This is a genomic window from Nonomuraea cavernae (assembly GCF_014646355.1).
GTDB classification, from domain to species: Bacteria; Actinomycetota; Actinomycetes; order Streptosporangiales; family Streptosporangiaceae; genus Nonomuraea; species Nonomuraea cavernae.
Genome location: NZ_BMNH01000026.1, coordinates 85,270 through 111,029 on the forward strand (window position 1 = coordinate 85,270; position 25,760 = coordinate 111,029).

Annotated in this window: 22 protein-coding genes; 5 read left to right on the forward strand and 17 right to left on the reverse strand. The window is 71.3% G+C overall.

Annotated elements, in window-relative coordinates:
* The coding region (locus tag IEY82_RS30575) for a zinc ribbon domain-containing protein (RefSeq protein ID WP_189127730.1) at nucleotides 1-116 on the forward strand (116 nt) is incomplete at its 5' end.
* A gap of 446 nt (nucleotides 117-562) precedes the next feature.
* On the opposite strand, the gene IEY82_RS30580 is transcribed toward IEY82_RS30575, so the two are convergent.
* The 9 genes from IEY82_RS30580 to IEY82_RS30620 all read right to left on the reverse strand — a co-directional run bounded on the left by IEY82_RS30580 (nucleotide 563) and on the right by IEY82_RS30620 (nucleotide 12,384).
* Complete coding sequence (locus IEY82_RS30580; protein ID WP_189127731.1) at nucleotides 563-1,396, reverse strand: single-stranded DNA-binding protein; 834 nt, start codon at nucleotides 1,394-1,396, stop codon at nucleotides 563-565.
* A 131-nt stretch (nucleotides 1,397-1,527) separates the two neighbouring features.
* A complete protein-coding gene (locus tag IEY82_RS30585) occupies nucleotides 1,528-3,150 on the reverse strand; it encodes a GTP-binding protein (RefSeq protein ID WP_189127732.1) in 1,623 nt (540 codons plus the stop codon).
* Nucleotides 3,147-5,684 (reverse strand): dynamin family protein, encoded by a 2,538-nt coding sequence (locus IEY82_RS39515; RefSeq protein WP_225264373.1) that lies wholly within the window; start codon nucleotides 5,682-5,684, stop codon nucleotides 3,147-3,149. The genes IEY82_RS30585 and IEY82_RS39515 overlap by 4 nt, the downstream gene beginning before the upstream one ends.
* Complete coding sequence (gene cobA, locus IEY82_RS30595) at nucleotides 5,681-6,913, reverse strand: uroporphyrinogen-III C-methyltransferase (protein WP_189127733.1); 1,233 nt, start codon at nucleotides 6,911-6,913, stop codon at nucleotides 5,681-5,683. The genes IEY82_RS39515 and cobA overlap by 4 nt, the downstream gene beginning before the upstream one ends.
* 83 nt (nucleotides 6,914-6,996) lie before the next feature.
* On the reverse strand, nucleotides 6,997-8,010 hold the full coding sequence (gene speB, locus IEY82_RS30600) for an agmatinase (protein WP_189127734.1): 1,014 nt from the start codon (nucleotides 8,008-8,010) through the stop codon (nucleotides 6,997-6,999).
* Nucleotides 8,011-8,044: 34 nt separating this feature from the next.
* Nucleotides 8,045-9,115 (reverse strand): nicotinate-nucleotide--dimethylbenzimidazole phosphoribosyltransferase, encoded by a 1,071-nt coding sequence (gene cobT, locus IEY82_RS30605; RefSeq protein WP_189127735.1) that lies wholly within the window; start codon nucleotides 9,113-9,115, stop codon nucleotides 8,045-8,047.
* 20 nt (nucleotides 9,116-9,135) lie between these two features.
* Nucleotides 9,136-9,981, reverse strand: a complete 846-nt coding sequence (locus IEY82_RS30610; RefSeq protein WP_189127736.1) for a sirohydrochlorin chelatase — start codon at nucleotides 9,979-9,981, stop codon at nucleotides 9,136-9,138.
* 66 nt (nucleotides 9,982-10,047) lie between these two features.
* The gene (cbiE, locus tag IEY82_RS30615) at nucleotides 10,048-11,223 is read right to left on the reverse strand and encodes a precorrin-6y C5,15-methyltransferase (decarboxylating) subunit CbiE (RefSeq protein ID WP_189127737.1); all 1,176 of its coding nucleotides are present in this window, start codon (nucleotides 11,221-11,223) and stop codon (nucleotides 10,048-10,050) included.
* A gap of 81 nt (nucleotides 11,224-11,304) precedes the next feature.
* A complete protein-coding gene (locus IEY82_RS30620; protein WP_189127738.1) occupies nucleotides 11,305-12,384 on the reverse strand; it encodes a GNAT family N-acetyltransferase in 1,080 nt (359 codons plus the stop codon).
* A 91-nt stretch (nucleotides 12,385-12,475) separates the two neighbouring features.
* Between IEY82_RS30620 and IEY82_RS30625 the strand changes: the two genes are divergently transcribed.
* The gene (locus IEY82_RS30625; protein ID WP_189127739.1) at nucleotides 12,476-13,462 is read left to right on the forward strand and encodes a baeRF2 domain-containing protein; all 987 of its coding nucleotides are present in this window, start codon (nucleotides 12,476-12,478) and stop codon (nucleotides 13,460-13,462) included.
* Here the strand turns inward: IEY82_RS30625 and IEY82_RS30630 are convergent.
* From IEY82_RS30630 to IEY82_RS30640, 3 genes are read right to left on the reverse strand one after another with little or no spacing between them, the layout of a single operon-like run.
* Nucleotides 13,452-14,018, reverse strand: coding sequence for a LutC/YkgG family protein (locus IEY82_RS30630; RefSeq protein ID WP_189127740.1), 567 nt, complete (start codon nucleotides 14,016-14,018; stop codon nucleotides 13,452-13,454). The two genes, IEY82_RS30625 and IEY82_RS30630, sit on opposite strands and share 11 nt — an antisense overlap.
* Nucleotides 14,005-15,396 carry a lactate utilization protein B gene (locus tag IEY82_RS30635; protein ID WP_189127741.1) on the reverse strand — a complete coding sequence of 464 codons (1,392 nt, stop codon included), beginning with the start codon at nucleotides 15,394-15,396 and terminating at the stop codon, nucleotides 14,005-14,007. Before IEY82_RS30635 ends, IEY82_RS30630 begins: the two co-directional genes overlap by 14 nt.
* The gene (locus IEY82_RS30640; RefSeq protein ID WP_189127742.1) at nucleotides 15,393-16,139 is read right to left on the reverse strand and encodes a (Fe-S)-binding protein; all 747 of its coding nucleotides are present in this window, start codon (nucleotides 16,137-16,139) and stop codon (nucleotides 15,393-15,395) included. Before IEY82_RS30640 ends, IEY82_RS30635 begins: the two co-directional genes overlap by 4 nt.
* A 95-nt stretch (nucleotides 16,140-16,234) precedes the next feature.
* On the opposite strand from IEY82_RS30640, the gene IEY82_RS30645 reads away from it, so the two are divergent.
* Both IEY82_RS30645 and IEY82_RS30650 read left to right on the forward strand, forming a co-directional pair.
* Nucleotides 16,235-16,930, forward strand: coding sequence for a FadR/GntR family transcriptional regulator (locus IEY82_RS30645; protein ID WP_225264375.1), 696 nt, complete (start codon nucleotides 16,235-16,237; stop codon nucleotides 16,928-16,930).
* 386 nt (nucleotides 16,931-17,316) lie between these two features.
* On the forward strand, nucleotides 17,317-18,015 hold the full coding sequence (locus IEY82_RS30650; protein WP_189127744.1) for a hypothetical protein: 699 nt from the start codon (nucleotides 17,317-17,319) through the stop codon (nucleotides 18,013-18,015).
* A gap of 174 nt (nucleotides 18,016-18,189) precedes the next feature.
* Here the strand turns inward: IEY82_RS30650 and IEY82_RS30655 are convergent, their stop codons facing one another.
* On the reverse strand, nucleotides 18,190-19,602 hold the full coding sequence (locus tag IEY82_RS30655; RefSeq protein WP_189127745.1) for a sulfatase family protein: 1,413 nt from the start codon (nucleotides 19,600-19,602) through the stop codon (nucleotides 18,190-18,192).
* Between the two features lie 102 nt (nucleotides 19,603-19,704).
* Between IEY82_RS30655 and IEY82_RS30660 the strand changes: the two genes are divergently transcribed.
* Nucleotides 19,705-20,706, forward strand: coding sequence for an LLM class F420-dependent oxidoreductase (locus IEY82_RS30660; protein WP_189127746.1), 1,002 nt, complete (start codon nucleotides 19,705-19,707; stop codon nucleotides 20,704-20,706).
* 5 nt (nucleotides 20,707-20,711) lie between these two features.
* Here IEY82_RS30660 and IEY82_RS30665 read toward each other — a convergent pair whose 3' ends face one another.
* From IEY82_RS30665 to tgmB, 4 genes are all read right to left on the reverse strand, one after another.
* On the reverse strand, nucleotides 20,712-22,646 hold the full coding sequence (locus tag IEY82_RS30665) for an FtsX-like permease family protein (RefSeq protein WP_189127747.1): 1,935 nt from the start codon (nucleotides 22,644-22,646) through the stop codon (nucleotides 20,712-20,714).
* Nucleotides 22,643-23,323: an ABC transporter ATP-binding protein gene (locus IEY82_RS30670; protein ID WP_189127748.1), complete on the reverse strand. Its 681-nt coding sequence runs from the start codon at nucleotides 23,321-23,323 to the stop codon at nucleotides 22,643-22,645. The genes IEY82_RS30665 and IEY82_RS30670 overlap by 4 nt, the downstream gene beginning before the upstream one ends.
* A gap of 280 nt (nucleotides 23,324-23,603) precedes the next feature.
* The gene (tgmC, locus tag IEY82_RS30675; RefSeq protein WP_189127749.1) at nucleotides 23,604-24,734 is read right to left on the reverse strand and encodes an ATP-grasp peptide maturase system methyltransferase; all 1,131 of its coding nucleotides are present in this window, start codon (nucleotides 24,732-24,734) and stop codon (nucleotides 23,604-23,606) included.
* Complete coding sequence (gene tgmB, locus IEY82_RS30680) at nucleotides 24,734-25,654, reverse strand: ATP-grasp ribosomal peptide maturase (RefSeq protein ID WP_268241135.1); 921 nt, start codon at nucleotides 25,652-25,654, stop codon at nucleotides 24,734-24,736. The genes tgmC and tgmB overlap by 1 nt, the downstream gene beginning before the upstream one ends.
* Nucleotides 25,655-25,760: the final 106 nt, after the last annotated feature.

Here is a 25,760-nt window from a genome sequence, read left to right on the forward strand (position 1 = left end):
GCCAGGAAACCTTCGCCTGTACGTCGTGCGGCTTCGCTGAGCACGCCGACGTCAACGCAGCCCGCAACATCGCCGCACGCGGTGAGACGGGCTGGGCAGTGAGTCACGCTGCCTGACGCGGACCGGACCGTCGAAGCCACCGACGGCGAGGAGCTGCAAGCTTGGTCGTTCACGGCCGAGAAGCTGACCCTTCCTCTTCTCACTTCGGCGTCTCAGTCCCGACGTCTTAGCTCGGGCCTCTCAATTCCCGCCTGTCAGGTCCGGCCTATCTGGTCCGGATGTCTTCCGCCCGAGGTCGCTCGCCCTTCTGGATCTCCCCTCGCCGGTCAGCATCCATACGGCCCCATACAACTCCGGTGACGTCTGCCTCGGTAGCCATCGAGCTTCTCCACCAGCGGCGCGGCCGGCACCTTCCCAGCCGGATGGTCTGCGGCCCCCCTGACGGTCGTCGTCTCGCGCTGTGCTCCGGCCTGACCTTCAGGCTTCCCGTCATCAGGAAGCGGCCTTCCGCTCGGAACAGCGCCCGGCCGGTGCGTCTCCGAAGGGGCCGGGCGCGGTCTTGTCAGGCGGCGGCGCGTTCCTCTGTGGGCCATTCGGCGTCATCGGCGTCGCCTTCGTTGTCGCCATCCCCGAGGATGCGGACGGTCGCGTGGTCGTCGAGCGCCCGGCCCTTCCCTACGTCGCCGTTCGCGGCATCGGCGTTCACGGCGTGGCCCTTCGCGGCATCACCATGCGCAGCATCACCATGCGCAGCGTGGCCGTTCGCGGCGTGGCCGTTCGCGGCAACACCATGCGCGGCAACGCCGTTCGCAGCAATGCTGTTCGCAGCATCACCGTTCGCGGCATCGCCATTCGCGGGATCGGCGGAGCTCAGGGCTCGCAGAGGTGGGTCCTGCCGCGCGCCGGCGGTGAGCGGGAAAGGCTCCGCTCGATCGCGGCCCGGGCGCTCGGACGCGGCGCCGCCCATGGCCCAGTCCTGGGTCTCCTCGTCGAGCCGGTCGCGCATCTCCCTGCTGACCAGGGCGGCACCGCCACCGCGGTCGGGCTTGGCGAAACTGCCCGTGCCCCACCTCAGGTCGTGGCCCACCGCGCTGGCCTCCACCTCGGGCATGAACCGGCGGTCGCCCTCGGGGCCGAACTCACGGATACGCAACTTGCCGGACACCACGACGGGCTGCCCGACCTTGACCGACTGAGCCACGTTCTCGCCCAGGGTCCGCCAGCAGCGCACCGCGAAACACACCTTCTCGCCGTCGGTCCACTGCCCGGTCTTCCTGTCGAAGTAGCGGTGAGCGGTCAGCACCCGCAGTGAGGTCACCCTGGCGCCGTCTTCGAACGTGTGCTGCCTGGGCTCTGCCGCGACATTGCCGGTGAGCGTGATGTAGATGTCGTTCATCCCGTTGCCTCCCATGCGGCGGGCGGAGTGCCCGCGCCCTGGGAACACGGTGCCGGAGCGGCCCCGGCTCATGGGCGGCCGAGTGGAGTTCTGTGGACAACGCCGACCGGCGGACGAATGCCTGTGGAAAGCTAACGCGCCAGGTTGTTCATGGCCGTGTAGAAGGCGTGGTGCCGGCCCAGCTCGCGCTCCACCGGCTCGACCACCATGGTCTCGGCGATCGCGGCCACCCTGCGGCGCATCTCCCGTTCGAGGCGTTCGCGCTCCCTCGACGCACCCAGCTCGACGAAGTTGCGCGACGCGATGCCCGAGAGCGCGCCGAGCCCCAGCACGGACGCCATCATCAACCCCACCCACGGCAACGCCGCCGTGTCGCCCAGCAACTGGATGCCCAGCGGCGCACGGCCGGGGAAGAAGACGCCCACGGCCAGCCAGGCCAGCCCGAGGACGAACGCCGCCACCAGCACGTACTGCCACACCTTGAGCAGCCACCACCAGCCCGGCACCCGGTCGAGGCGGGGCGCGACCTCGGCGAGGTCCTCTGTCAGAGCCTTCGGCAGCTGCGCCGAGCGGGAACGCGCCGCGTGATGCACCGACGTGCGCCACACCGGGTGCATCCCGGCCGACAGCCCGTCGGCGAGCGCCTGCACCGCGTTGACCGTCTCGGCCGTCTGGGCGCTGACCGAGCTGGTCGTGATGCCGTGGATCTCGTCGCTGACGTCTTCGAGGTGGAGGCTCCTGAGCGGGTCGGGCCGCAGCTTGGCGACCCAACGGGAGTAGGGCCAGCCCACCCAGCGCATGGACCGCTCGGCGTAGACGTTCTCCATCGCCTCTCCGACGGCCGGGACGCCCACGGCGTCGCAGAGCGCGTCGGTGAGCCCGAGCCTGCGGGCCTCGTCGACCGACGACGGCGCGGACAGGACCTCGCCCACCGGCATGGTCTCGGCCAGGCGTTGTTCGAGCCGGTGGAGGTCGGCCTCCAGCTTCTGGATGGCGGACCGGCGCCGGGAGACCGCTCCGGCGAGGACGCTCTTGAGGCTGTCGACGCCCCGGCCGGTCACCGCCGAGGTGGGCACCACGCTGGGGTGCTCGACGCCTTCGCGGCGGAGCAGGTCGTTGAGGTCGATGACCAGCTCGGCGAGCTCCTCGGTGCTCAGCAGGTCGGCCTGGTTGAGCGCGAACACGGTGACAGCTTCGTGCCCCGCCAGCTCGGTGACGTAGCGCCGGTGCGTGGAGGCGTCGGCGTACTTCTGCGGGTCGAGCACCCAGACCACGAGATCGGCCTGACCGATGAGCCGGTCGGCCTCGGTGTCGGTGAGGGCCCTGATCGAGTCGTGGTCGGGCAGGTCGAGCAGGATCAGCCCGTGGAGCTGGCTCTCGCCCTTGTCGAGCGCGCTGGCCCGGGCGAACCGGTGACGCCACTGCACCTGCAGCCAGTCGAGCAGCGGAGCGGCGCCCTCCAGCCCCCACACGCAGGCGTGGGTGCGGGCCGTGGTGGGCCTGCGCACGCCGGTGGGCGAGAGCTCCAGCCCCGACAGCGCGTTGAACAGCGATGACTTGCCGCTGCCCGTGCCACCTGCCAGGGCGACCACGGTGTGCTCGGAGGACAGCTTGAGCCGCTCGCCTGCGCGGTTCAGCAGCGTGCTCGCCTCGGCGAGCAGCTTCGGTTCGAGCCGTCCAGGCCCGAGCTCGACGATCTTGGTGAGTGCGGCGAGCCGCTGCGCGAGGCCCGGCTTGGTGGTGACTGTGCTCATCGAGCGACCTCAAGGTTGTACGTCGCCTGGTAGAGACGCGTCGCCATGGACTCGTCCGGGATCCCGGCGGAGTCGAGCGCTTGCACGTAACGCATGGATTCCTCGTCGAACAGCATGCCGATGCGGGCTCTCAGGTCGCTCAGCGCCTTGGTGCCGATGCCGCGCAGCGACTCGGCGCCAAGCAGTGCGTTGACCAGCCGGTGCGGCACGCCCTCGGCCGCGCCGCCGGTGAACATGGCGACCATGAAGATCAACGACAGCGAGTCGGCGTCGAACGAGACCAGCTTCGACACCGAGCGCTTGGCCACGCCCTCGGTCCGCACCAGGTCGGTGACGTGCTCCTGCCAGGCGGCGATGGCCCTGCTCGCGTGCCGTACGAGATCGTCGGAGGGGCGGTCGAGCTCGGCTCCGAGCGCGGCGCCGAGCGGGGAGCGGCGGCGCCAGCGCGCGACCACCTCCTCGGCGGCGCGGCTGGCACCGATGACGATCACGGACTCGAGGCCGGCGCGCAGGGCCGCTCTGAACGCCATGATCCGTTCGGGGGCCTGCCTGGCCGACCTGCCGCGCTTGCGCAGCTGGATCGTGCGCATGAGGTCGCCGGATCCCACGAAGTCCTGCCAGCGGGCCAGCACCTCGCCGTGGATCAGCGAGCCGTTGCGGAACGCCTTGTCGATCTCGGTGAGCGCGCTCAGGTAGGCGGCCTCCACGTCCGTGCGCAGCTCGCCGCGGAAGTTCACCTGGCTCTCCATCTGCCGGGCGAGCGCGGGGACGCGGGTGCGGAAGCTGTCGAGCACGCCGTTGAGGGTCTCTCGTACGGCCAGCGCGCGGCGATCCTCGTCGACGGAGAGCTCGGCCAGCCACAGCCGCAGGTCGGTGACCTCGTGGTCGGGCAACCGGCCGTCCGTCACGTCGGTCTCTCCGATGACGAACCGGTCTATGTCGCCCAGGCCGTATTCGGTGAGCATGCGGACGAAGTGCTTCAGCACCACCTCGCGCGCCTTGGGCTGCACCCGGGACAGCACGATGGCCAGCCGGGCGCCGCGCTCCTTGGCCAGCCTGAGCAGATTCCAGGCGGGGGCGTCGGCGTAGCGGGCGGCGGTGGTGACGAAGATCCACAGGTCGGCCGCGTCGAGCATGCGCTGCGCGATCGCGTGGTGCTTCTCGACGACCGAGTCGATGTCGGGGGTGTCGAGCAGCGCCACGCCCTGCGGCAGCTTCTCCGTGGGGACCACGATGAGGGTGTCGGGCCCGGCCTCGGGTGACGCCTTGTCGATCCGCCGGAGGCCGCTGAGCAGCTCTCCCTCGGCGAACCACTTGTGGTCGTCGGGGTGGCAGGCCAGGACGGGGATGCCCGTGGTGGGCCGCCGCACGCCGGTGCGCGAGACGTTCTTCTCCGCGAGCGAGTTGACCAGCGTCGACTTGCCCGCGCCGGTCGAACCGGCGATCACGATGAGGGCGGGCGCGGTGTTCGTCCGCACCCTTGGGAGTACGTAGTCCTGGAGCTGGGCGAGCAGGTCGGCCCGCGCCTGCCTGGCCTCGTCGGCGCCCGGCAGATCCAGGCCGAACCGCAGCTCGGCGACGCTCGCCCGCAGTGTGTCCAGTGCCGTCATGAGCGTCTTGGCCGCCTCGGCCGGCAACGCCGCGCCCTGCCCGGTCTTCTCTCCTGCCGGGGTGTGCGGGGTCCGCGCGCCGCTCTCCTCGTCCGCGCCGGAACCGTGCCGCTCATCCTGGCCCGGTGGTGTCTTCCGCCCGTGCTCGGCCCCTTCACCGGTCGACGCCTTGCGCTCCCACAGGGACGGCCGCTCCTGCTCGGACGGCTCGTCCTCGGCGGCCGCGGGCTCCTCGTCCGAGGACGGCCTGGTGTCCCACAAGGACGGGCGCTTCGGCTCCGCCTCGGGCTCCTCGTCCGGCGACGACTCGTCCTGCTCCTCTACCGGCGCGGACTCGCGGGCCTCCCACAGGGAGGGCCGCTCCGCGTCGGACGACGACTCGTCCGCGCCGGGCACGCGATCCTCGTCCGGCGCGGACCTGGTGTCCCACAGGGACGGGCGCTTCGGCTCCGGCTCGGGCACGCGGTCCTCGTCCGGCGCGGACCTGGTGTCCCACAAGGAGGGGCGCTTCGACTCCGACTCGGGCACACCGTCCTCGTCCGGTGACGATCTGGTGTCCCACAAGGAAGGGCGCTTCGGCTCGGGCGCGTGGTCCTCGGCGGGCGAAGGGGGCCGCTCCCACAGGGAGGGGCGCTTGCGCTCCGGCTCAAGATCCGCTGCCGGCCGATGGTTCTCATCCGGCCCGTCGGAGGCGGAGGACGGGGTCTTCGAGGCTGCTGCGGAGGTGGAGGCCGGTTTTCTGGAGGTGGGCTTGCGTCGCGGCAGCGGCTCCACCGGGGCGGGGCGCTCCTCGGGGGCGGGCTGCCGGGCGCGGTCGTCCGGGGCGTCGTCGGGTGGGACGACGTCCTCCTCCGTGATGGGGCGGAAGCTCAGGGTCTGCTCCCCTGGTGACTCCTGACGCCCGTCATCCTTGGCGGTGTTCACGGCAAGCGCTCCGCTCGAACCATCTCGACCTCCTGGCCGACCCTTACGACATCGCCGACGATGACGATCGCCGGCGGTCGTATCCCAGCCGCGGACACGCGATCGGCCACGGTGGAAAGTGGAGCGATAACCGCCCGCTGGGTCGGAAGGGTACCGTCCTGCACCACCATCACGGGAGTCTCCGGTGAACGTCCGTCTCGAAGGAGGGCTTCGGCCACCTTGGCCAGCCGTTCCAGGCCCATCAGGAGGACCAGGGTCCCCTGGGAGCGGGCCACCGAGGGCCAGTCGACGGTCGATTTCGGATCATCCGGCGCCACGTGCACGGATATGACGTGGAATTCCTGACTTATCCCCCGATGCGTCACTGGGACGCCGGCCGCGGCGGGCACCGCCACGGCACTGGTGATGCCCGGCACCACGAGCACCGGGATCCCGGCCCGGGCGCAGGCGATCATCTCCTCGCCACCCCGGCCGAAGACGAACGGGTCGCCGCCCTTGAGCCTGACCACGAACTTTCCCTGCCTGGCCCGATCGACCAGCACCTCGTTGATCGAGTCCTGCGACAGGGCCCTGCCGTAGGGCACCTTGGCGGCGTCGATCAGCTCGACATCCGGCGCCAGCTCGTCGAGGAGAGCGCGGGGCGCGAGGCGGTCGGCGACCACCACGTCGGCCTGCGCGAGCAGTTGCCGCCCACGCACCGTGATCAGGCCGGGATCGCCGGGCCCTCCACCGACCAGGGCGACGCCGACCGGTCTGGCGCGGTCGCGCCGGGCGTCGACGGTGCCGTCGCGGAGCGCGCCCACCACGGCATCCCTGATGCCGACCGCCCTGCGCGGGTCACCGCCCGCGGTGACGGCCACGGTGATCTCGTCGACCCGCCCGGAGGCCGGGGTCCACGCGGCGGAGGCGTCCTTGTCGTCGGCCCGGACGCACCAGATGCGCTTGGCCTCGGCCTCCGCGGCCACGGCCGTGTTGACGCCCCGGTCGTCGGTGCACGCCTGGACGAGCCAGGCGCCGTCGCAGTCGCCCACTTCGTACGGTCTGGCCTGCCAGGCGACCCTGCCCGCGGCGATCAGGTCGTCGAGCGCCGGAGTCACCACCGGCGACACCAGGGTGACCACCGCACCGGCCTCGAGCAGGGCGGGCACCCGGCGCTGGGCGACGCGACCGCCGCCCACGACGAGCACCCGGCGGCCGGAAAGCCGCAGGCCGAGGAGGTAGGGGCCCATGCTGGGGAAGCTCCAGTCTGCGAAGATTGGTGTGTCCGGAGGTAAACCTACCGGTTCTTAACGCGGCAATTGCTTCGTGTGAGTTAACGCCCGTCAAGAAGGGGCTGGAGAGGATCCCAGCGAGGCCCGCCCTCGTCGTCCTTGCGGCGTCTGGCCATCGCTGACAGAGCCTCGAGGATAACGCGGTTTCCGAGGAACGCGGTGATGTCCGCGTGATCGTAGGGCGGAGCCACCTCGACCACCTCCATGCCCGCGACGGGCAACTCGTAGCAGATGCGGCGAACGGCATCGAGCAGTTGCCGGGCCGAGAGCCCGCCCGGCTCGGGGGTGCCGGTGCCGGGCGCGTGCCCGGGGTCGCACACGTCGATGTCGACGGACAGGAAGATCCGGTCGCACTCGTCGAGGGCGATCCGGAACGACTCGGTCAGGCACTCGTCGAGCCCCCGGGCCACGATCTCGGTCATCTCGTAGGAGCGCATCCGCTGCTCGGCCATCCAGGAGAGCGTCTCGGGCCCGGGCCAGTAGCCGCGCAGCCCGATCTGCAGGAACCGGTCGCCGCGGATCGCGCCCGACTCGATGAGCCGGCGCATCGGCTGGCCGTGGCCGTACAGGTGGCCGAACTCGATGTCGCCGGTGTCGGCGTGGGCGTCGAAGTGGATCATCGAGACGCGGCCCGGTTCGTACGCACGGGCGGTGCCGCGCGCGTCGGGCAGCGCGACCGTGTGGTCGCCGCCGAGCACGAGCGGGATCGCACCGGAGGAGGCGACCCGGTGGACCGCGTCCTCGATGGCCGCCAGCGAGCCCTCGACGTCGCCGGAGTAGCACTCGACGTCGCCGGCGTCGAGCACCCGAAGGTCGCGCAGGGCGTCGACGCGCAGCGCCAGGCTCGGCCTGGAGCCGTCGTGCGGCAGGTAGCAGGCCTGGCGCAGGGCCATCGGGCCGAACCTGGCGCCGGGCCGGTTGGAGGTGCCGCCGTCGAACGGCGCGCCGATGATCACCACGTCGGCGCCGGCGTAGGTCGCCGGATCGGCGACGTCGCACCGGTCGACGCCGAGAAACGTGATGTCAGGGCCGTACATCGGGCCGTACCTGGACACACTCACCTCACTCGCTGGTCAACGTGTCCCATCATCACACGGGCTTTTCCGTCACTCCCGCCGAGTCGAACGTCGCGACGTCGTGCATGACGCGTACGGCGGCGCAGACCAGCGGGTGGGCGAGCAGCCCGCCGGTGCCCTCGCCGACACGGAGTTCGAGCTCGACCAGGGGACGCAGCCCGAGGTGGTCGAGCGCGGCGGCGTGGCCGGGCTCGGCCGAGCGGTGGCCGGCGACGCAGTGGTCGGCGACGGCCGGGTCGAGGGCTGCGGCGACCAGGGCGGCGGCGCCCGCGATGACGCCGTCGAGGATCACCGGCACGCGGGCGCGGGCGCCGCCCAGGACGAACCCGGCGATCGCGGCGTGCTCGAATCCGCCGACGCCGGCCAGGACGCGGAGCGCGTCGCTGGGCTGGGAGCCGACGGGCGTGGCGGAGTTGACGGCGAGCGCCTCGCGGACGATGGCGATCTTGTGGGTGTGCGTGTCGTCGTCGATGCCGGTGCCCCTGCCGGTCACCTCGGCGGGGTCGCGGCCGGTGAAGGCGGCGATCAGCGCGGCCGAGGCGGTGGTGTTGGCGATGCCCATGTCGCCGGTGATGAGGCAGCGGGCGCCCTCGGCGACCAGGTCGAGGGCCACCGAGATGCCGGCCTCCAGCGCCTGGACCGCCTGGTCGACGGTCATCGCGGGCCCGGCGGACAGGTCGGCCGTGCCGTACGCGATCTTGCGTTTGACCAGCCCCGGCGCGTCGGGCAGGTCGGCGGCGACGCCCACGTCGACCACGGTCACCGACGCCCCGGCCTGCGCGGCGAAGGCGTTGGCCACGGCGCCGCCGGCCAGGAAGTTGGCGACCATCTGGACCGTGACCTCCTGCGGCCACGGGGTGACGCCCCGCGCGTGGACGCCGTGGTCGGCCGCGAAGATGGCCAGCGCCGCCGGCACGGGCATGGGCGGCGGAACGGCGCCGGCCGCGCCCGCCAGGCGTACGGCGACGTCCTCGAGCGCGCCCAGCGAGCCCTTCGGCTTGGTGAGGCGGTCCTGGTAGGCGCGGGCCTCGGCGAGCGCCCGCGGGTCGGCGGGACGGATCGCGGCGAGCGTTTCAGCGAGCAAGTCGAACCTCCAGGGACGGATCAGGGGACCAGCCGGAGTGCTTCCTCATAGCGGTCGATCACGACGTCGGCCAGGGTCTCACAGTCACCGATCACCTCGGCGCACCGGATGTCGAGCTCGGGGTGGCCCGCGCCGTAGGCCAGCGCCTGCGCCCACACCCGTTCGAGCAGGCCGCCCGCGAACAGCAGGTAGGGCACCACGATCACGCGCTTGGCGCCCAGCCGGCGGCAGCGTTCGAGGCCGCCGGGCACGCCCGGCGGGGTGACGGAGACGAACGCGGTCTCGACGGTCATGAAGTCGTAGGCGTGCGTCTCCCAGAACAGCCGTGACACCCGGTGGACCTCGGCGTTGGCCGACGGGTCGGTGGAGCCCTCGCCGACCAGCACAACCGCGGTCTCTCCCGGCTCGACATGCACCGGAAGGGTCTCGGCGAACGCCGCGTCGACGGCCCGCAGCCGGGGCCGCGCGCCGGCCAGCTCCAGCGGGCGCGGGCGCGGCATCTCGAGGGCGGCGTCGTTGAGGCGCTCGGCCAGCAGGGCGAGCACCCGGGGGTCGGGCCCGAGCGGGCGCCCGTAGTCGTACATGAGCGTGGGGTGTCGCTTCTGTTCGCGCGCCATGGCCTCGGGGTATTCCTCGCCCACCCGGTTGAGGCTCAGCGGGAGCGCCACCAGGCGGTGGTGCCCGCGGGCGACCAGGGAGGCGACGGACTCGCTCAGCCGTGGCGTGGCGCGTTCGAGGTAGCCACCGGAGACGTCCACGGCTGTGCGATCGAGGCGGCAGCGCAGCCGATGGACGAACCTGCCGAACTCCGCGGAGTCGGCGTCGTCGTTCGAGCCCTGCCCGATCAGCAGGAGCGGGGGCTTCATTTTGAGGGTTACTCCGGTACGTAGTCGGACACGCGAGGATAACCGATGCGTGCCGATAACGACAGGTCACACGGGATGCGACAGGACGGCGTGGACGACGAAGACGGGGTCGGGCGCGGCCAGGCCGTGTGAACCGTCGGGCTGGATGGTGAGTTTGGAGGCGAGGATCTGGGTGCCCTCCGCACGATAGCCGTGCTCGCGCAGCCGGTCGAGCACGGCGGGCACCTGTTCCAGCGACTTGAGCGCGCACACCAGCGTGCGGGGGCCGCGGGCGGCGCAGGCGACGATCACGTCGGGGCCGCCGCCGCCGACGAAGACGGCGTCGGGATCGGGCAGGGGTTCGAGGGCGGGCGGCGCCTGCCCCCGGGTCAGCGCGACCTTGACGCCGTGCTCCAGCACGGCGGCGCGGAGCCGGGAGCACGCCTCGTGATCGCGCTCGACGGCCATGACGGCCGCGCCGAGCCGGGCGCACTCGACCGCGATCTCGCCCGAACCCGCGCCCACGTCCCAGACCAGGTCACCGAGCCGGGGACCCAGTTTGGCCAGGATGTACGCCCGCACCTCGGCGGGGAGGTGGCTCTCGGACGGCAGCGCCCACTCGGCCGGCCCCGGCTGCGCGCCGGCCACCCAGCCGTGCTCGCGCGGCCGGTGCAGGGGGTCGATGACGAGCACCACGTCGGGGTCCTTCCACGGCCGGGTGGTGGCCTCGCCCATGCGGCTGCGGGTGACGCGTTCGTCGGGGCCGCCCAGGTCCTCGCAGACGATGAGCTCGCGCGGGGTGGTGGGGGCCAGCTCCCTGGCGATCTCGGCCGGGCCGACTCCCGGCGTGACGAGCAGGGCCACCTTGGGATGCGCCCGGCAGGCGTTGACCACCCGGTTGAGCTGGTGGACGCCGGCGGGGGCGACGACGAGCGCGTCCTCCCAGTTGAGGCCGGCGCGGGCGAAGGCACGGGTCACCAGGGAGGTCGCGGGGAGCACGTCGGGCTTGTGGCCGCGGGCGCGCAGGGCGCGGAGCACGCCGAAGAAACCGGGGTCGCCCTCGGCGATCACGACGGCCGGGCCCTCGCCGTGTTCGACGTGCTCGTCGAGGGCTTCGAACAGCCGGTCGTCGGCCACGGCCGACGCGGTGAGGCTGAGCCGCCCGAGCAACGCGCCAGGCCCGACGACGAGCGTCGCCGAGCGCAGCCGCTCGATCACCCCGCCCGGCAACTCCGAGCCGTCCCACCCGACAACCGTGATCATGGCACTCACCGTCCTCACCACCCAGGGTGACTGCTGCCGGAGTGTTTCACCAGTCAGTACGTCCTCCCCCTGGCGTTCGTCTCAGGCCAGGTCGGACGGGATGAGGCTGTAGACCACGAGATCGTCCCCGTGCAGCGCGTTGCGGGCGACGCCCTCGCGGACGAAGCCGGCCTTCTCGGCGACGCGTTGCGAGGCCGTGTTGGGGACGGCGGTCCGGAGCGTCAGCCGCTGGAAGCCCTGGACGCCGAACAGCCAGCGGGCGATGGTCAGCACCGCCTCGCCCGCGTAGCCGTTGCCGCGGGCCCAGGGGGCGGTCATGTAGCCGACCTCGGCCGTCCGGTTGACCCAGTCCAGGTCCCTGAGGTCGATGTTGGCCGCGAAGCGCCCGCCGTCGAGCTCCACCGCCGCCCAGGCGATGCCCTGGCCCCTGGTCCTGATCCGCTCGGCGAGGGCGACGAACGCCCGCGCGTCGGCCTGGGTGTAGCCGCGCGGGATCCCGGTCATGGCCTGGGTGAGCGGGTCGGCGCCGGTGGCGGCCAGGTCGGGCACGTCCTGTTCGACGAGCGGGCGCAGCAGCAGCCGAGGGGCGCGCAGCTCGGCCCGGGGCAGTTCCTCGGCGGGCACGCGGCTGTCGCCGCGCAGCAGGCCGAAGATCACCAGGTCGTGCGGGCCGTCGTCCTCCAGGCTGGCGTCACGGAGCACGCCCTCCCAGGTGAAGCCGGCTTTCTGCGCGACGCGCAGGGACGGGAGGTTGTCCAGGTTGGCCGTCAGGTCGATCCGGCGCAGCTCGGTGGTGGCGAAGACCCAGTCCACTAATCCCCGTACGGCTTCGGGCGCGAGGCCGCGGCCCCGGTAGAGGGGGTGCACGCCGTAGCCGATCTCGGTGGTGCCCGCGCCCCAGGAGGTCTTGAACAGGCTGATGGCGCCCACGATGTGGCCGTTCGCGTCGGTCATGGCGAGGTGCACGCCCTGGCCGCTGTGCCGCAGCTCGTGAACGCCGGTCGCGAGCCAGGTGGTGACGCCGGCCACATGGGTGGGAGCGCCGGGCGGCAGGAACCGGACGCCCGACTCCACGATGGATCTGATCCGGGCCGCGTCCGCCGGTCCGAAGGGCCGGAGCAGGAGACGCTCGGTGATGATGCTCACGTCGGGATCGAACACGCTCGGCAGGCTACACACTTGCCATGTTTGTCCCAACAAACGGGGGTAGAGAGCGCAATCGGTAAGGATGAGGGGGCGGAGGTGGTGACCGGTGCGGCTCGACTTCATCCGGCCGCTCTACGAGCGCCGCGGGCCGTACGCGTCGGTCTACGTGGGGGAGCGGACCGGGACCGGGCGGACCAGCCACTGGCGCGGGGTGCGTGAGCGGATCCCCGACGCGGACCCGGCGACGTTGGACGCCCTGGAGCGGGCGGCGACCGGATCCTCGGCCCTGTTCGGCACCCACGGCGACGTGGTGATGGCCGAGCGCCTCGCCGAGCCGCCGCCGCGTGAGCTGGCCGCCTGGGCGCCGTTGCCGCACGTCACCCCCATGCTGATGCAGCGCGGCGAGAACCTGCCGCACCTGCGGGTCGTCGTGGACCAGGCGGGCGTGGAGCTGACGGTGGTCGGCGGCGGCTCGCCGCGCAGGGCCGCCGAGAGGGCCGAGCCGTGGCCGCTCGCCAAGACCGCGCAGGGCGGGTGGGCGCGGCGGCGTTACCGCGCCGCGCACGGCGTCTGGGACGCGGGGGCCGTCGCCCGGGAGATCGACGAGCAGGTGCGGCGGATCGGCACCGAGCTCATCCTGGTGGCGGGCGAGCCCCGGTCGTGCGCGCTGCTTTGCGACAGGCTCGGCACCAAGTCCGCGGACCGGGTGATGATGGTCGAGCACGCCAGCCGCGCGGACCACCAACGCGACCTGGAACGAGCGCTCGACCTGTGGCTCGACGGCCGCCGGGCCGAGCTGCTCGATCGGCACCGTGACTCGGCGGGGCCCGTCGGGGTGGCCCGGGTCGCCCTTGCCCTGCGCGAGGGCCGGGCGCAGGCGGTTCTGTCACCCGGCGAGCTGCCGCAGCCGGTGTGGATCGGCGGAGGCGGCACCCAGATGTCGGTCGACGCCGCCGAACTGCGCCGGTGGGGCGTCGAGGAGCCGATGCGCGACCGCGCCGACTCGGCCCTGGCCAGGGCGGCGGCGATGACGGACGCCGAGCTGTGGTTCACCGACGAGATCACCGACGTGGCGGCCGTGATCAGGAACTGATGATCACTTCGAGCGTCCTGGGGCCGTGGACGCCCTCGACGCGGTTCAGCTCGATGTCGCTGGTCGCCGAGGGACCGCTGATCCAGGTCAGCGGCCGGGCCGGGTCGAGCCTGGCGACCGCCTCGGGCACTCCGGGCACGATCTGGCCGGCCCGCACCACGCACAGGTGGTAGTCGGGCACCAGCGTCTGCGCCCTGCTCCCCTGCCCGGGACCGGAGTCGAGGACGATCGTGCCCGTCTCGGCGATCGCCACCGCGCAGCCGGTGACCACCCCGTCGGCGTCGTGCAGGCCGGCCGGGACGCCGGCGGCCCACTCCCGGGGCAGCCCGTCAGGGATGATCATGCGCCGGTCGCCCACGAGCCCGGCGATCCTGGCGGGCACCTCGGCCGCCGGGATCACGTGCACGATCGCCCGGTAGTCGTCCACCCTCTCGGCGAACAGTCGCACCAGGTCGGCGACCTCACTCGTGGTCCGGTAGGCGCGGCGGATCTCCACCTCCGGGGCGCCGTCGACGGCCCGCCTGATCCGGGCCAGGATCTCCTCACGCGCGCTCATCGCGTTCCCACCAGTCTCTGAAGGATTCGGCCGGGATCTCGGGCAGGTCCCTCGTGTCGGTCCACGCCGACGCCGGGCCCGGCAGGCGTCTGGGCACCAGCTTGCGGAGGCGGCCGGCCAGGCGTTGCGCCTTGGCCAGGCGTACGTGGTCGTTGAAGATCCAGCCCGCCACGCGCATGCCCGCGCGCTCGGCCGGCCCGTGCGGCGCCTTGGCACGCAGGTCGACGAGCACCTCGGGGATGTCGATGGCGACCGGGCACACCTCGAAGCAGGCGCCGCACAGGCTCGACGCGTACGGCAGCGAGGCGTCCAGGGCCGACGACATGCCCCTGAGCTGCGGGGTGAGGATCGCGCCGATCGGGCCCGGATAGACCGACCCGTACGCGTGGCCGCCGGCGCGTTCGTAGACCGGGCACACGTTCAGGCAGGCCGAGCAGCGGATGCAGCGCAGCGCCTGGCGGCCGACCTCGTCGGCCAGCACGTCGGTGCGGCCGTTGTCGAGCAGCACCAGGTGGAAGTCCTGGCCTTCGACGGAGCCGGTCCACGTGCTGGTGTAGGGGTTCATCCGCTCGCCGGTGGAGCTCCTGGGCAGCAACTGGAGGAAGACCTCCAGGTCGCGCCAGCTCGGCAGCAGCTTCTCGATGCCGACGACGCTGATCAGGGTCTCGGGCAGCGTGAGGCACATGCGGCCGTTGCCCTCGGATTCGAGCACCACCAGCGTGCCGGTCTCGGCGACCATGAAGTTGGCCCCCGAGATCGCCACCTTGCTCCGCAGAAAGCGTTCGCGCAGGTGCAGCCGGGCGGCCTCGGCCAGCGCGGCGGGCTCGTCGGTGAGGTCCGGCGGGGCGTCGCCCATCCGGTCGAGGAAGATGTCGCGGATCTCCGCCCGGTTCCGGTGGATGGCGGGCACCAGGATGTGGCTCGGGAAGTCGTCGCCGAGCTGCACGATCAGCTCGGCCAGGTCGGTCTCGTAGGCGGTGATGCCCTGCTCGGCCAGCGCCTCGTTGAGCCCGATCTCCTGGGTGGCCATCGACTTGACCTTGACCACCTCGGTCTCGCCGGTGGCCTGGACCAGGCCGGCGACGATGCGGTTGGCCTCGGCGGCGTCCCGGGCCCAGTGGACGGTGCCGCCCGCCCGGGTGACGGCCTCCTCCAGCTGGATCAGGTAGCGGTCGAGGTGGCGCAGGGTCTCGTCCTTGATCGCTTTGCCGGCGGCCCGCAGTTCTGCCCAGTCCGACAGCTCGCCGACGACCGTGGCGCGCTTGCCACGGATGGTGTGGGTGGCTTTGCGGAGGTTGTAGCGAAGCTGCGAGTCCTGCACGGCCAACGCCGAGTTTTGCGGGAAATTTCCGGGCATCCCGAGGAAGGTGGCGCTCATGTGGATGTGCCCTCCATGGCCGTTTCGGTCGCGGCGAGGATCTCGGCCAGGTGCATGACGCGGACGCCGGTCCGCTGCCGGCCGAGCGTGCCGCCGATGTGCATGAGGCACGAGTTGTCGGCCGCGCAGAGCACCTCGGCGCCGGTGTCGAGGACGTTGCGCACCTTGTCGGCGCCCATCGCGGCGGAGACGGCCGGGTTCTTGACCGCGAACGTGCCCCCGAAGCCGCAGCATTCGTCGGCCGCCGGGAGCGGGACCAGGTCGAGGCCGCGGACGTTCCGGAGCAGCCTGGTGGGCCGGTCCGCGAGGCGGAGGCCGCGGAGAGAGTGACACGTCGGGTGATATGTCACCCGGTGCGGGAAATATGCGCCTACGTCGTCGACCTGCAGGACGTCGATCAGGAACTCGGACAGCTCGAAGACCTTGGGCGTCACCTCGGCGATCGCCGCGGCTCCCCTGCTGCCCGGCCGTACCAGCTTGGGGTACTGCTCCCGGATCATGGCGGCGCACGATCCCGACGGCGCGACGACGGCGTCGTACGCGGCGAACACCTCGGTGAAGTGGCGCGCGAGCCGTACCCCCTCCTCGCGGTAGCCGGTGTTGACGTGCATCTGGCCGCAGCAGGTCTGGGCGGCGGGGAACTCCACGTCGCAGCCGAGCCTGCGCAGCAGCGAGACGGCGGCCTTGCCGGTGCCGGGGAAGAGCGTGTCGTTCACACAGGTGATGAACAGGGCGACTCGCACCGCTCTCCTTCCAGGGTTGCCGAGGTATGGTCAGACCACAATATGGTCAGACCATACCTAATCCACCACCTCGCCCCAAGAACCAGGGGGAAGCGTTGACCGACACCCACTGGCGGCCCGTCAAACGAACCCGCACGTTCGAGGACGTACTCGCACAGATCGAGCACCGCATCGCCGAGGACGGCCTGACCGCGGGTGACCGGCTCCCCGCCGAACGCCGGCTCGCCGAGCAGCTCGGGGTGAGCCGCTCGTCGGTGCGCGAGGCGATGCGCGTGCTGGAGACGCTCGGCGTGGTGTCGTCGCAGGCCGGGCGCGGCCCGGACGCCGGAGCCGTGCTCACCTCGCGCCCCGACAGCGCGCTCACCGACGTGCTCAGGCTGAACCTCGGCCTGGCCACGCTGGAGCTGCGCGAGGTGATCGACACCCGGCTGATGATCGAACGCTGGGCGGCCGCCCAGGCGGCGCGGGCACGGGCCGGCACGTCCGCGCTGGCCGAGGCGCTGAAGGGGATGGACGAGGCCGGCTCGGCCGAGGAGTTCGTGGAGCACGACACCGCGTTCCACTGCGCGATCGCGGAGATCGCCGGCAACCGGCTGATCGCCGCCTTCATGCGCTCGCTGCGCGAGTCGATGAGCAGGTACGCGGTGGAGGCCGTGGAACGCCTGGGCGACACGTCGGGACTCCAGGCCGACCACCGGCGGATCCTGCGAGCCGTCCAGGAGGGTGATCCGGAGGAGGCGGCCCAGGCGGTGACCGACCACCTGGCCCACGCCTACCCGGCGGGCGGCTGACGCCTCACACGAACGTGAAAGCCGCCCGCATCGAACCGCGGATCCGGGCGACAAGGCGGGCCGGCGGCACGCGGTAGCACCTTTTCGCCGGCCCGGGCCGTCCGCGGGTGCGGATGGTGCCAACATGGGACCTGCCGTCTTTCCGAGAGCAGGGCATTCAATTGGCGAAACGTCCGAAATATCCACGGAATCGGCGTACGAGCCGGCCGAGAAAGTGGTGGAATCGGCCGGGTGCGAAATGGGCCGGAAGTGCGATTGCCGCCCCGGTGCTCGTTGGTGTGCTCGTCTGGTTGATACAACGGCCTTTCACCCCGTCGACGTCCCCCGCCGCCACGGCCACGCCTCGCACTTTCACCTCTCCCTCCAAACCGGCGGAAGGGCCACCGGTGGGAGTGGATCTTGTTCGGCTGGAACGCTCCCGCAGCGCTCCCACCTGGACTTTCCCCCACGCGATACGCCTCTCGGACAGCGAACTGGGCCGGCTCAACGAGATGTCCAGCTACTCCGAGGAACAGCACCAATGGCTCCGCCGTAAGGGCGCGGTCGATCCAGTCGACACGAACATCAAAATCGTCGTGCACGGCAACCGGGATCGGCCGGTGCGCATCGTGGACATGAAGGTCGTCCCGCGCTGCGGCGCGCCTCTCTCGGGCACCTTGTTCGAGAGCCCGACCGCCGGCAGCGAGGAAAGCGTCCAACTCGGGTTCGATCTGGACGAAGAAAGTCCGCGCGCGAGAACCATCGTCAACAAGTCGCGGTGGGGAGGCGACTACTTCCAGCGGAAGACCATCTCTCTCAAACGTGACGAGGAGATCGCCTTTCAAGTGCTCGCCAGAACGCTGAAGCACTACTGCGAATTCTCCCTGGCGCTGGAAATTCTCGATAACGGGACCCTGGTCAGGCAGGCCATCGACGATCACGGCAAGCCGTTCAAGGTCAGCGCTCTTCGCACCAGGCCGGACGAGTACGGCACTCCGGCCACCGACTACGCCGCCTACCGTGAGGTGTATGTGGGCGGGCTGATGAATCTGGAGAACGACGGCAAGTGGCGCAGAGAAGATCCCGGGGCCCGGCGTCCCGCGTGAGCCGGGCCATCAGGGCGGCGAGCCCGTGCCCGCCTCCAGCTGGACGAGCGGGCCGACGCCCCAGCCGGCCAGTGCCCGACGTCGAGCGCCGTGGGGATCCCCGTCCACGACCTTGGGCCGGCTGGCCCGGATCGTCGCGAAACGTCGGTCTCCCCCGCCATGACGCCGGGCGTGTCAGCGGGAGTCGGCCTCCCGGCAGCCGGCCCCGGAGCAGGAGGCCATGGCCTGCAACCGCTGGTCCAGCCCCTGCATCAGCGCCGGGTCGGCGATCCGGGCCAGATTGTGCAACTGGTGGGGGTCGGTGACCACGTCGTAGAGCTGGAGCTCTCCGGTGTCGTACTTGACGTACGTGTACTGCTCGGTGCGCAGCGCGGTGTAGGGCGGCACGGGCGTCTGGGCGGCCGACGCCTGGTTGAGCGGCCTGACGAACTCGATCAGCGCGTTCTTGCGCCACGGGACCGGGCGCTGCCCCCGCAGCAGCGGCTCCAGCGAGCGTCCCTCGGCGAAGGACGGCGTCGAGGCCCCGCCGAGCGCGGCGAACGTGGGCGCCAGGTCGACCGTGGCCGCCATCTCGCGGATCACCGACCCCGGCGCCACGCCGGGCCCCCGCACCACGAGCGGCACTTTGATGGCCTCGTCGAACGGGGTGGTCTTGCCCTGCTTGAGGCGGTGCGTGCCGAGATGGAAGCCGTTGTCGGAGCTGAAGAAGATGTAGGTGTTGTCGAGCTTGCCCGTCTCGCGCAGCTTGTCGATGACCGACCCCACCAGGTCGTCGACGCCCAGCATGGACCGCAACCTGCTGCGGTAGCGCTCGTCGATCCGCTCGATGGCCTGCGCGGTCAGGGGTGGCCGGGCCTGCAGCCAGGCGGGCTCGCCGCTCACGTCGGCCTGGTCGAACGACGGGGTGCGCGGCGCGACGGCGTCGGAGAACGCGTCGGCGTGACGCACCGCCGGGTTGGCCGGATTGTGCGGGCCGGTCGGCGCGAGGTAGAGGAAGAACGGCTCCGAGCCGGCCGCGATGAAGTCGCCGGCCTTGCGGGCGAGCACGTCGGACAGGTAGTCGCCCTCCGACCAGCCGTAGTCGACCAGGCCGCCGTTCTCGTTGAGGCGGTAGCCGTACTCGGTGTAGAGGTTGCGCACCGGCACGGCCCACTCGTTCCAGCCGGACGGCACGTACGTCTCCTCGGCGGTCTCGCCCGGGTAGTGGTTGAGGAACTTGCCCATCAGCCCGGTGCGATAGCCGGCCTGCTGCATCCAGGTGCCGACCGTGGAACGTTCCAGGGCCAGGTTGTTGAAGCGGTCGAAGCCGCCCTCGGGCGCGGTGTTGGTGAGCACTCCGTGGCTGTGGACGTACTGGGAACGCAGGATGGACGCCCGCGAGGGGCAGCACCACGAGTTGGTCACGAAGAACCGGTCGAACGAGGCCCCCTGCCTCACCAACTGCTGGGTGATGTTCGGGAAGTAGGGCAGTGTCCCGGACTCGAGGTCGTCGGCGAGCACGAAGACGATGTTGGGCGGGGACTTGCGCGCCTCTCCGGCGGCCACCGTGGGCCCGGCTGCGATGACGATGAGCAGCAGGATGCACATGAGACGGCAGAGACCTTTGACCACAGACTTCACGTCCCCGATAGCGGCGCATTGACACCATGAGCTTCTCATGACCGTATAGAACTTAATTCGGGAGGTGTCATGAAGCTCGGCTTGAACCTCGGCTACTGGCAGCGCGACGCCGACGACGCGACGGAGACCGTGCTGGCGGCCGAACGGCTCGGCTACGACTCGGTGTGGACCGCCGAGGCCTACGGCAGCGACGTCTTCACCCCCCTGGCGTGGTACGGGGCGCGCACGTCACGCATCAGACTCGGCACCTCGATCGCGCAGATCTCGGCCCGGCCGCCGGTCACGACGGCGATGACCGCGATGACGCTCGACCACCTCACGGGCGGGCGGCTGCTGCTCGGCGTCGGCGCCTCGGGGCCCCAGGTCGTCGAGGGCTGGTACGGCCAGCCGTTCGCCAGACCCCTGGCCAGGACCCGCGAGTACGTCGAGATCATGCGCAGGGTGTGGCGCCGCGAGGAGCCGGTGACCAGTGACGGCCCGCACTACCCGCTCCCCCTCCCCGACGGCCTGGGCAAACCGCTCAAGCTCATCACCCATCCGCTCCGCGCCGAGATCCCCGTCTACCTCGGCGCGGAGGGCCCGAAGAACGTCGCCCTGGCCGCCGAGCTCGCCCAGGGCTGGCTCCCGCTGTTCGCCTTCCCCACCAAGATCGAGGAGATGTACGGCGAGTCGCTCGCGGGCCGGGACCCGGACTTCGACATCGCCGCCATGGTCATGGTGATCGTCTCCGACGACGTCCAGGCCGCGCTGGACGGCGTCAAGATGATGCTCACCCTGTACATCGGCGGCATGGGAGCCCGGCAGCGCAACTTCCACGCCGACATCATCGGCCGGATGGGCTACGCCGAGGCGGCCGAGCGCATCCAGGCCCTCTACCTGTCGGGCCGTAAGGACGAGGCGTTCCGGGCGATCCCGGACGAGCTGGCCGACGGCATCTCGCTCGTCGGCCCGCCCGGCCGGATCAAGGAACGCCTGGAGCTGTGGCGCAAGAGCCCGGTGACGAGCCTGCTCGTCATGGGCCCGCGCGACGAGCCCACGCTGAGGCTGGTCCGCGACCTGGTCCTCGGTTAGTTCCGTCAGTCCGGACGGGGCGCGGGGTCGGCCGTGACCGACCTCAGCAGCGGCCGGCTCAGCGCCCCCGCCCCGATCACCCCGGCGAACCCGAGCACCACACAGACCACCAGCGTGACGACCCCGGCCACGCTGATCCCGCCGATCATGAACGGTGTCGCGCAGAACGCCCCCACCAGGATCGCGCCGCCGCCCATCACCCCCAGCGGGATCAGCGTCTCGGCCCGCCTGGCCCGGTCCAGCACCTCCAGCGGCGTCCCGGCCAGCCGCAGCAGCCCGTACGTCTGCCGCCGGTCGAGGACCGACGAGGCGGCCGTGATGCCCGCGCTGGCGATGGCCACCAGGAACGACACCGACAGCACCACGATCGTCCCCACCCGCACGTCCAGCAGGATCTGCTCACCGAAGCGCCCCTCGTCGGCCTCGGTCGTCGCGGTGCGGCCTGGGACGAGCTCGGCGAGCGCCGTACGCGCCCGGTCCATGCCCGCGGTGTCGAGCGGGCCCGACGGCGCGGCGACGACGGTCCGCTTGACGACCGTGACCACGGCGGGCACCTTCGCCGCCGCCAGCCGCTCGCGGGCCTGCCCCGCCACCTGCTCGGCCTGCCCGGCGGGCGCGAGGACGCGCAGCTGAAGCGGCCGGTCGTCCACCGCGAACGCGCCCGGGCTGAGCAGGCCGAGGAAGCCCGCCACGAACCCGGTCAGCGCCACGCCGCTCACCGTCCGCCAGGCCGAACGCGGATCGTCCACCAGCCTGCGCCCGGCCAGCAGCCGGGCGGGGCCGCGGGCCGTGCCCGCCGTGATCCGGCCGATGAGGCCCACCACCCACGGCCCGGCCAGGTTCAGGCACAGGAACGCGAGCCCCAGCGCCACGGCCACGATCGCCACGCTGGTCCCCTGGGTCAGCATCGGGAACACGGCCAGCACCACGAGCAGCGCGAGCACCCGGACGAAGCGCATGCCAGGCGGCGTCTCCCGCTTGGCCACGCCGAGCGGGCTCACCACGACCCGCCGCAGCCCCGCCACCGCCGACAGCCCCACCAGCAGCGGCACCGCCACCAGCACCCCGGCCAGCACCGCCAGGCCGGGGAACAAGTCCCCCGCGAACCAGGCGCCGCCCTGGATCTCGATCCGCGTCAGGTACGGCACGGCCAGCGCGAACGCCACCGCCCCCGCCAGCGCCCCGGCCAGCGCCACGAGCACCGCCTCGGCCACCGTCATCCGCACGACCTGCCCCGGCGTCGCGCCGACCAGCCGGAGCGCGGCCAGCCGCCGGTCCCGCCTGGCCACCGTGAGCCGGGCCGCCGCGCCCCCGAACACCAGCAGCGGCACCACCATGAGCACGCTCGCGATGACCGCGAGCACCTTGTACGCCTCCGCGTCCTCGCTCGGCGTCCCCGCCAGGCTCGCGACCCTGACCGGCGGCTTGGCCACGATCCAGTCGTCACTGCGCTCCGCGGTCATCGCCGGCGCGTCCGGCGCGTGGCCGACGACCGCGACCAGCTCTCCCGGATACACCAGGGCCTCGTCCCCCAGGACGCCCGCCCGGCGCGGGTAACGGTCGCCCAGCTCGGCGGGCGGCAGGTCGCGGGCCAGTTCCGCGAGCGCGGGCGACAGCCACGTCTCCCCCGGCTTCGGGAAGCGCGGCAGGCCGGGCGGCGGAGCGGCGTCGGGCCGGAGCGCGGCGAGGTCCACGACGGTGATCACCTGGTCGCGTACGTAGTCGAAGCGGGACGCCTCGACGGCGACCGCGTCCCCGGCGGCCGGCACCGGGTTGCGCCAGGCGCCGCGCTCGGCGCGGGCGTCGAAGGCCAGGTTCGCGGCCACGGCGAACAGCAGCAGCGCCGTGGACACGGCGACGGCCCCCAGCGTCAGCCAGACGCCCAGCAGCCCCTTACGGCCGCCGCCCTTGAGCAGCCGCCACGTCAGGTCCAGGTTCACGCCGTCGCTCCGCTCATCGCCACCAGGTGGCCGTCGCGGACCTCCACGGTGCGGTCGCACCAGGCGGCCACGTTCGAATCGTGGGTGACGACGATCAGCGAGGCGTCGTTGTGCCGGGTCGCCTCCACCAGTAGCCGCATCGTGTCCTGCCCGGTCCGCTGGTCGAGCGCCCCGGTCGGCTCGTCGGCGAACACCACCGCCGGCCTGGCCACCAGCGCCCTCGCGATGGCCACCCGCTGCGCCTGCCCGCCGGACAGCTCGCCCGGCCGCCGCGCCTCCATGCCCCGCAGGCCGAGCGGCGCGAACCACTCGCGCGCCTGCCGGACCGCCCGCTGCCGGGACACGCCGCCCAGCATGAGCGGCAGGGCCACGTTCTCCTCCGCCGGCAGCTCCGGCAGGAGCTGCCCGAACTGGAAGACGAAGCCGAACCGGGTACGCCGCAGCGCGCTGCGCCTACGCTCCCCCATCGCGTCGATGCGCTGCCCCAGCAGGTGCACCTCGCCCTCGTCCGGCCGCATGATGCCCGCCAGGCAGTGCAGCAGGGTCGACTTGCCGGAGCCGCTCGGCCCCATGATCGCCACCGCCTCGGCGGTCCGCACCGCGAGGTCCACGCCGTCCAGGGCGACCGTCTGCCCAAAGCGTTTGGTCAGGTTCCGTCCAACCAGCACGTCGTTCATGCCGAAAAGGGTCTCTCCGTCGGCCGGGGCGGCGGATCGGCCGTGCGTCCGGTCCGCCTCGGCCGAACGGCCGATCCTGGACGTGTGGCCGTGACTATCAGCGTGCTCATCGCCGACGACCAGGAGCTGGTGCGCACCGGCTTTCAGCGGTCAAGGCGGCCGCCGACGGCGAGGCGCTGGTGTCGCTGTCGGTGACCGTGCGGCTGGCCAGCGCACGCCCTACGGGTGGCCTACGGTCATTCCGCCGGCACCACCCCTCCCGCCCGTCCCGAGCGGGATGTCATGCGGGAAGGTACCAGCCCGGCCCACCAGGTTCCCCCAGCCATACGCGCTGACTATCCGTGCTGATGGTGAGACCAAAGCCCGACTGATGGGGGCTGCCCGCACCCTGCCACGTCAGAATCGCCTCCTCCACCGCATCCCAGAGCCGCACTGGGCCGTGTTGGTGTACCGTCCAGCCGCCTGCGAGGTCCGGCCTGGTGTCGGCCCGTGATCCCGTGCTGACATCGATCAAAATCGTGGTGTCCTCGCCCCAAGAACACTGCGCCTGAGGCGCGGCGAGCTGGGCGACCCACAGGGCGGTATCGTTCCGGAGAATCGCCGGATCAATTCTCGACGGGCGGGCCTGACCAATGCCCGTGACGATCGGCGGGCGTGGCGGTGCCAGATGAGCGCGGGCGGTCATGAAGGACAGATCCTCCTTCAGGAACCGGCCGCTGGCCGTAGCGCCATCGGCCACCGTGAGATGCGCGAAGGCGACCCCGCCCATCCAGCCCCACATCGGGGTGGTGATGGTCCCACCGCTGCGAGCCTGCCACAACCACGGCAGCGGAATGACCCGCACCGAGCAGGTAGAGATCACCTTGTCGTACGCAGCGTTCGCGGCATAGCCGTTCAGCCCGTCTCCCACTACACACGTGGGAGCGTATCCGGCAGCAGAGATCGCCTTCTCAGCCCTGGCCGCAACCTCGGGATCGTATTCGACCGAGGTCACCGCCCCCTCTCCGAGCCGGGCGCACATCAGCGCCGTCGAGTACCCGGTGCCAGTGCCGATCTCTAGCACGTTGCTACCTTCACTGATGCGAGCCGCTTCCAGCATCAGCACGACCAGGCTCGGAAGCGTGGAGGAAGAGCTAGGCGACCCGATCACGACACCGGGCGCGTCCTCCGCGAGGACTCCACCGACCTGTGTGACCCATGTCTGGTCGGTGTAGGCCAGGCTCAGCCAATCCTCCCGGCTCATCTCCGATCGCCGGATGGGAACCCACCGATCAGCAGGAACCCCATCGGCGCGATACACCGCCTCGCCGAGGAACAGTTCGCGGGGGACCTTCGTCAGTGCCTCGTGCCAACCTGTAGACCCTAGGCGGTCGGCCAGGGCGAGCCGTAGTTCCGTGGCCGTGTCAGTCATTACCGCCATCCTTCCGTGAGCACGTCGGCGAATGCATGCGCTATCGCGTCGGAATCAGGCAACCAGCCCCACTGCCCGTTGGGGTTGCACTCGATGAACGTCCACGCCCCCGCTGTATGATCATTCGGGTCGGGCTCCAGGGCGAAATCGAAACATCCGAACGCCAACCCGAAGCCGTCGAGGTAGGCGTGCAACGCCCTCGCGACCGCGTCGGGAACAGCGATGGGCTCGTGAATCAGTTCATCCCAATTCCCGCGCCGCCAGTCGAGAGCCCCATCAGGTGTGGTGATCCTGCTTGCGAATACAGATCGTCCGACCACGGTCACCCTAGCATCCGCTGTCTTGTTCACCTCCCGCTGAAACATATGGGCGGTCACGGTGACCGACTCATCAAGGTCTTCTTCTTTGATGCGCTGCGTCCATATGGCAGCCGTATTCCCGTCCGCTGGACGTGGTGCGCCTCGGAACGACTTGTAGATGACAGGTCCATGTTTCGCCGCGAACTTCCGTGCCCTTTCCGGATCATTTGTAATCAGGGTGGCTGGAACGGAAAGGCCGTGCTGGACGGCCATTTGGAGCTGAGCAGGCTTGTAATCCGCACGAGTGACGGAGATGGGATGATTGACATATGTTGCCTTGAGGAGGCTATTCAAAACGCCGCCGAGCCCGTATCGAGCCTCGGTGGCGGCGAAGTCACGCGCCTGCTGGGGCAGATGGGAAAAGCGGGCGAGGTACGGGTTGGGGCGGCGAAAGTACACCGCCCCGATCTCGCCCAAGGCGACGTCCCGGCTCGGCGTCTGAAGACGGCCCGTCCATTCCGCCTGCCCGTCGATCAAATATGCGCCGAACATCAGACCAACGCCGACGCTGGCCGGATCAACACGCACGACACACACCTGCCGCTCGTTCAACGCGTCGATGACGGCTCTTCGATCTTGAGGGGGAAGGACGTCGGCGTGGCCTGACGTGCGAGAGCTCGTGACCCCATGACACTGGCTGTTGATCTAAGACAGTCTGTGACGGGGG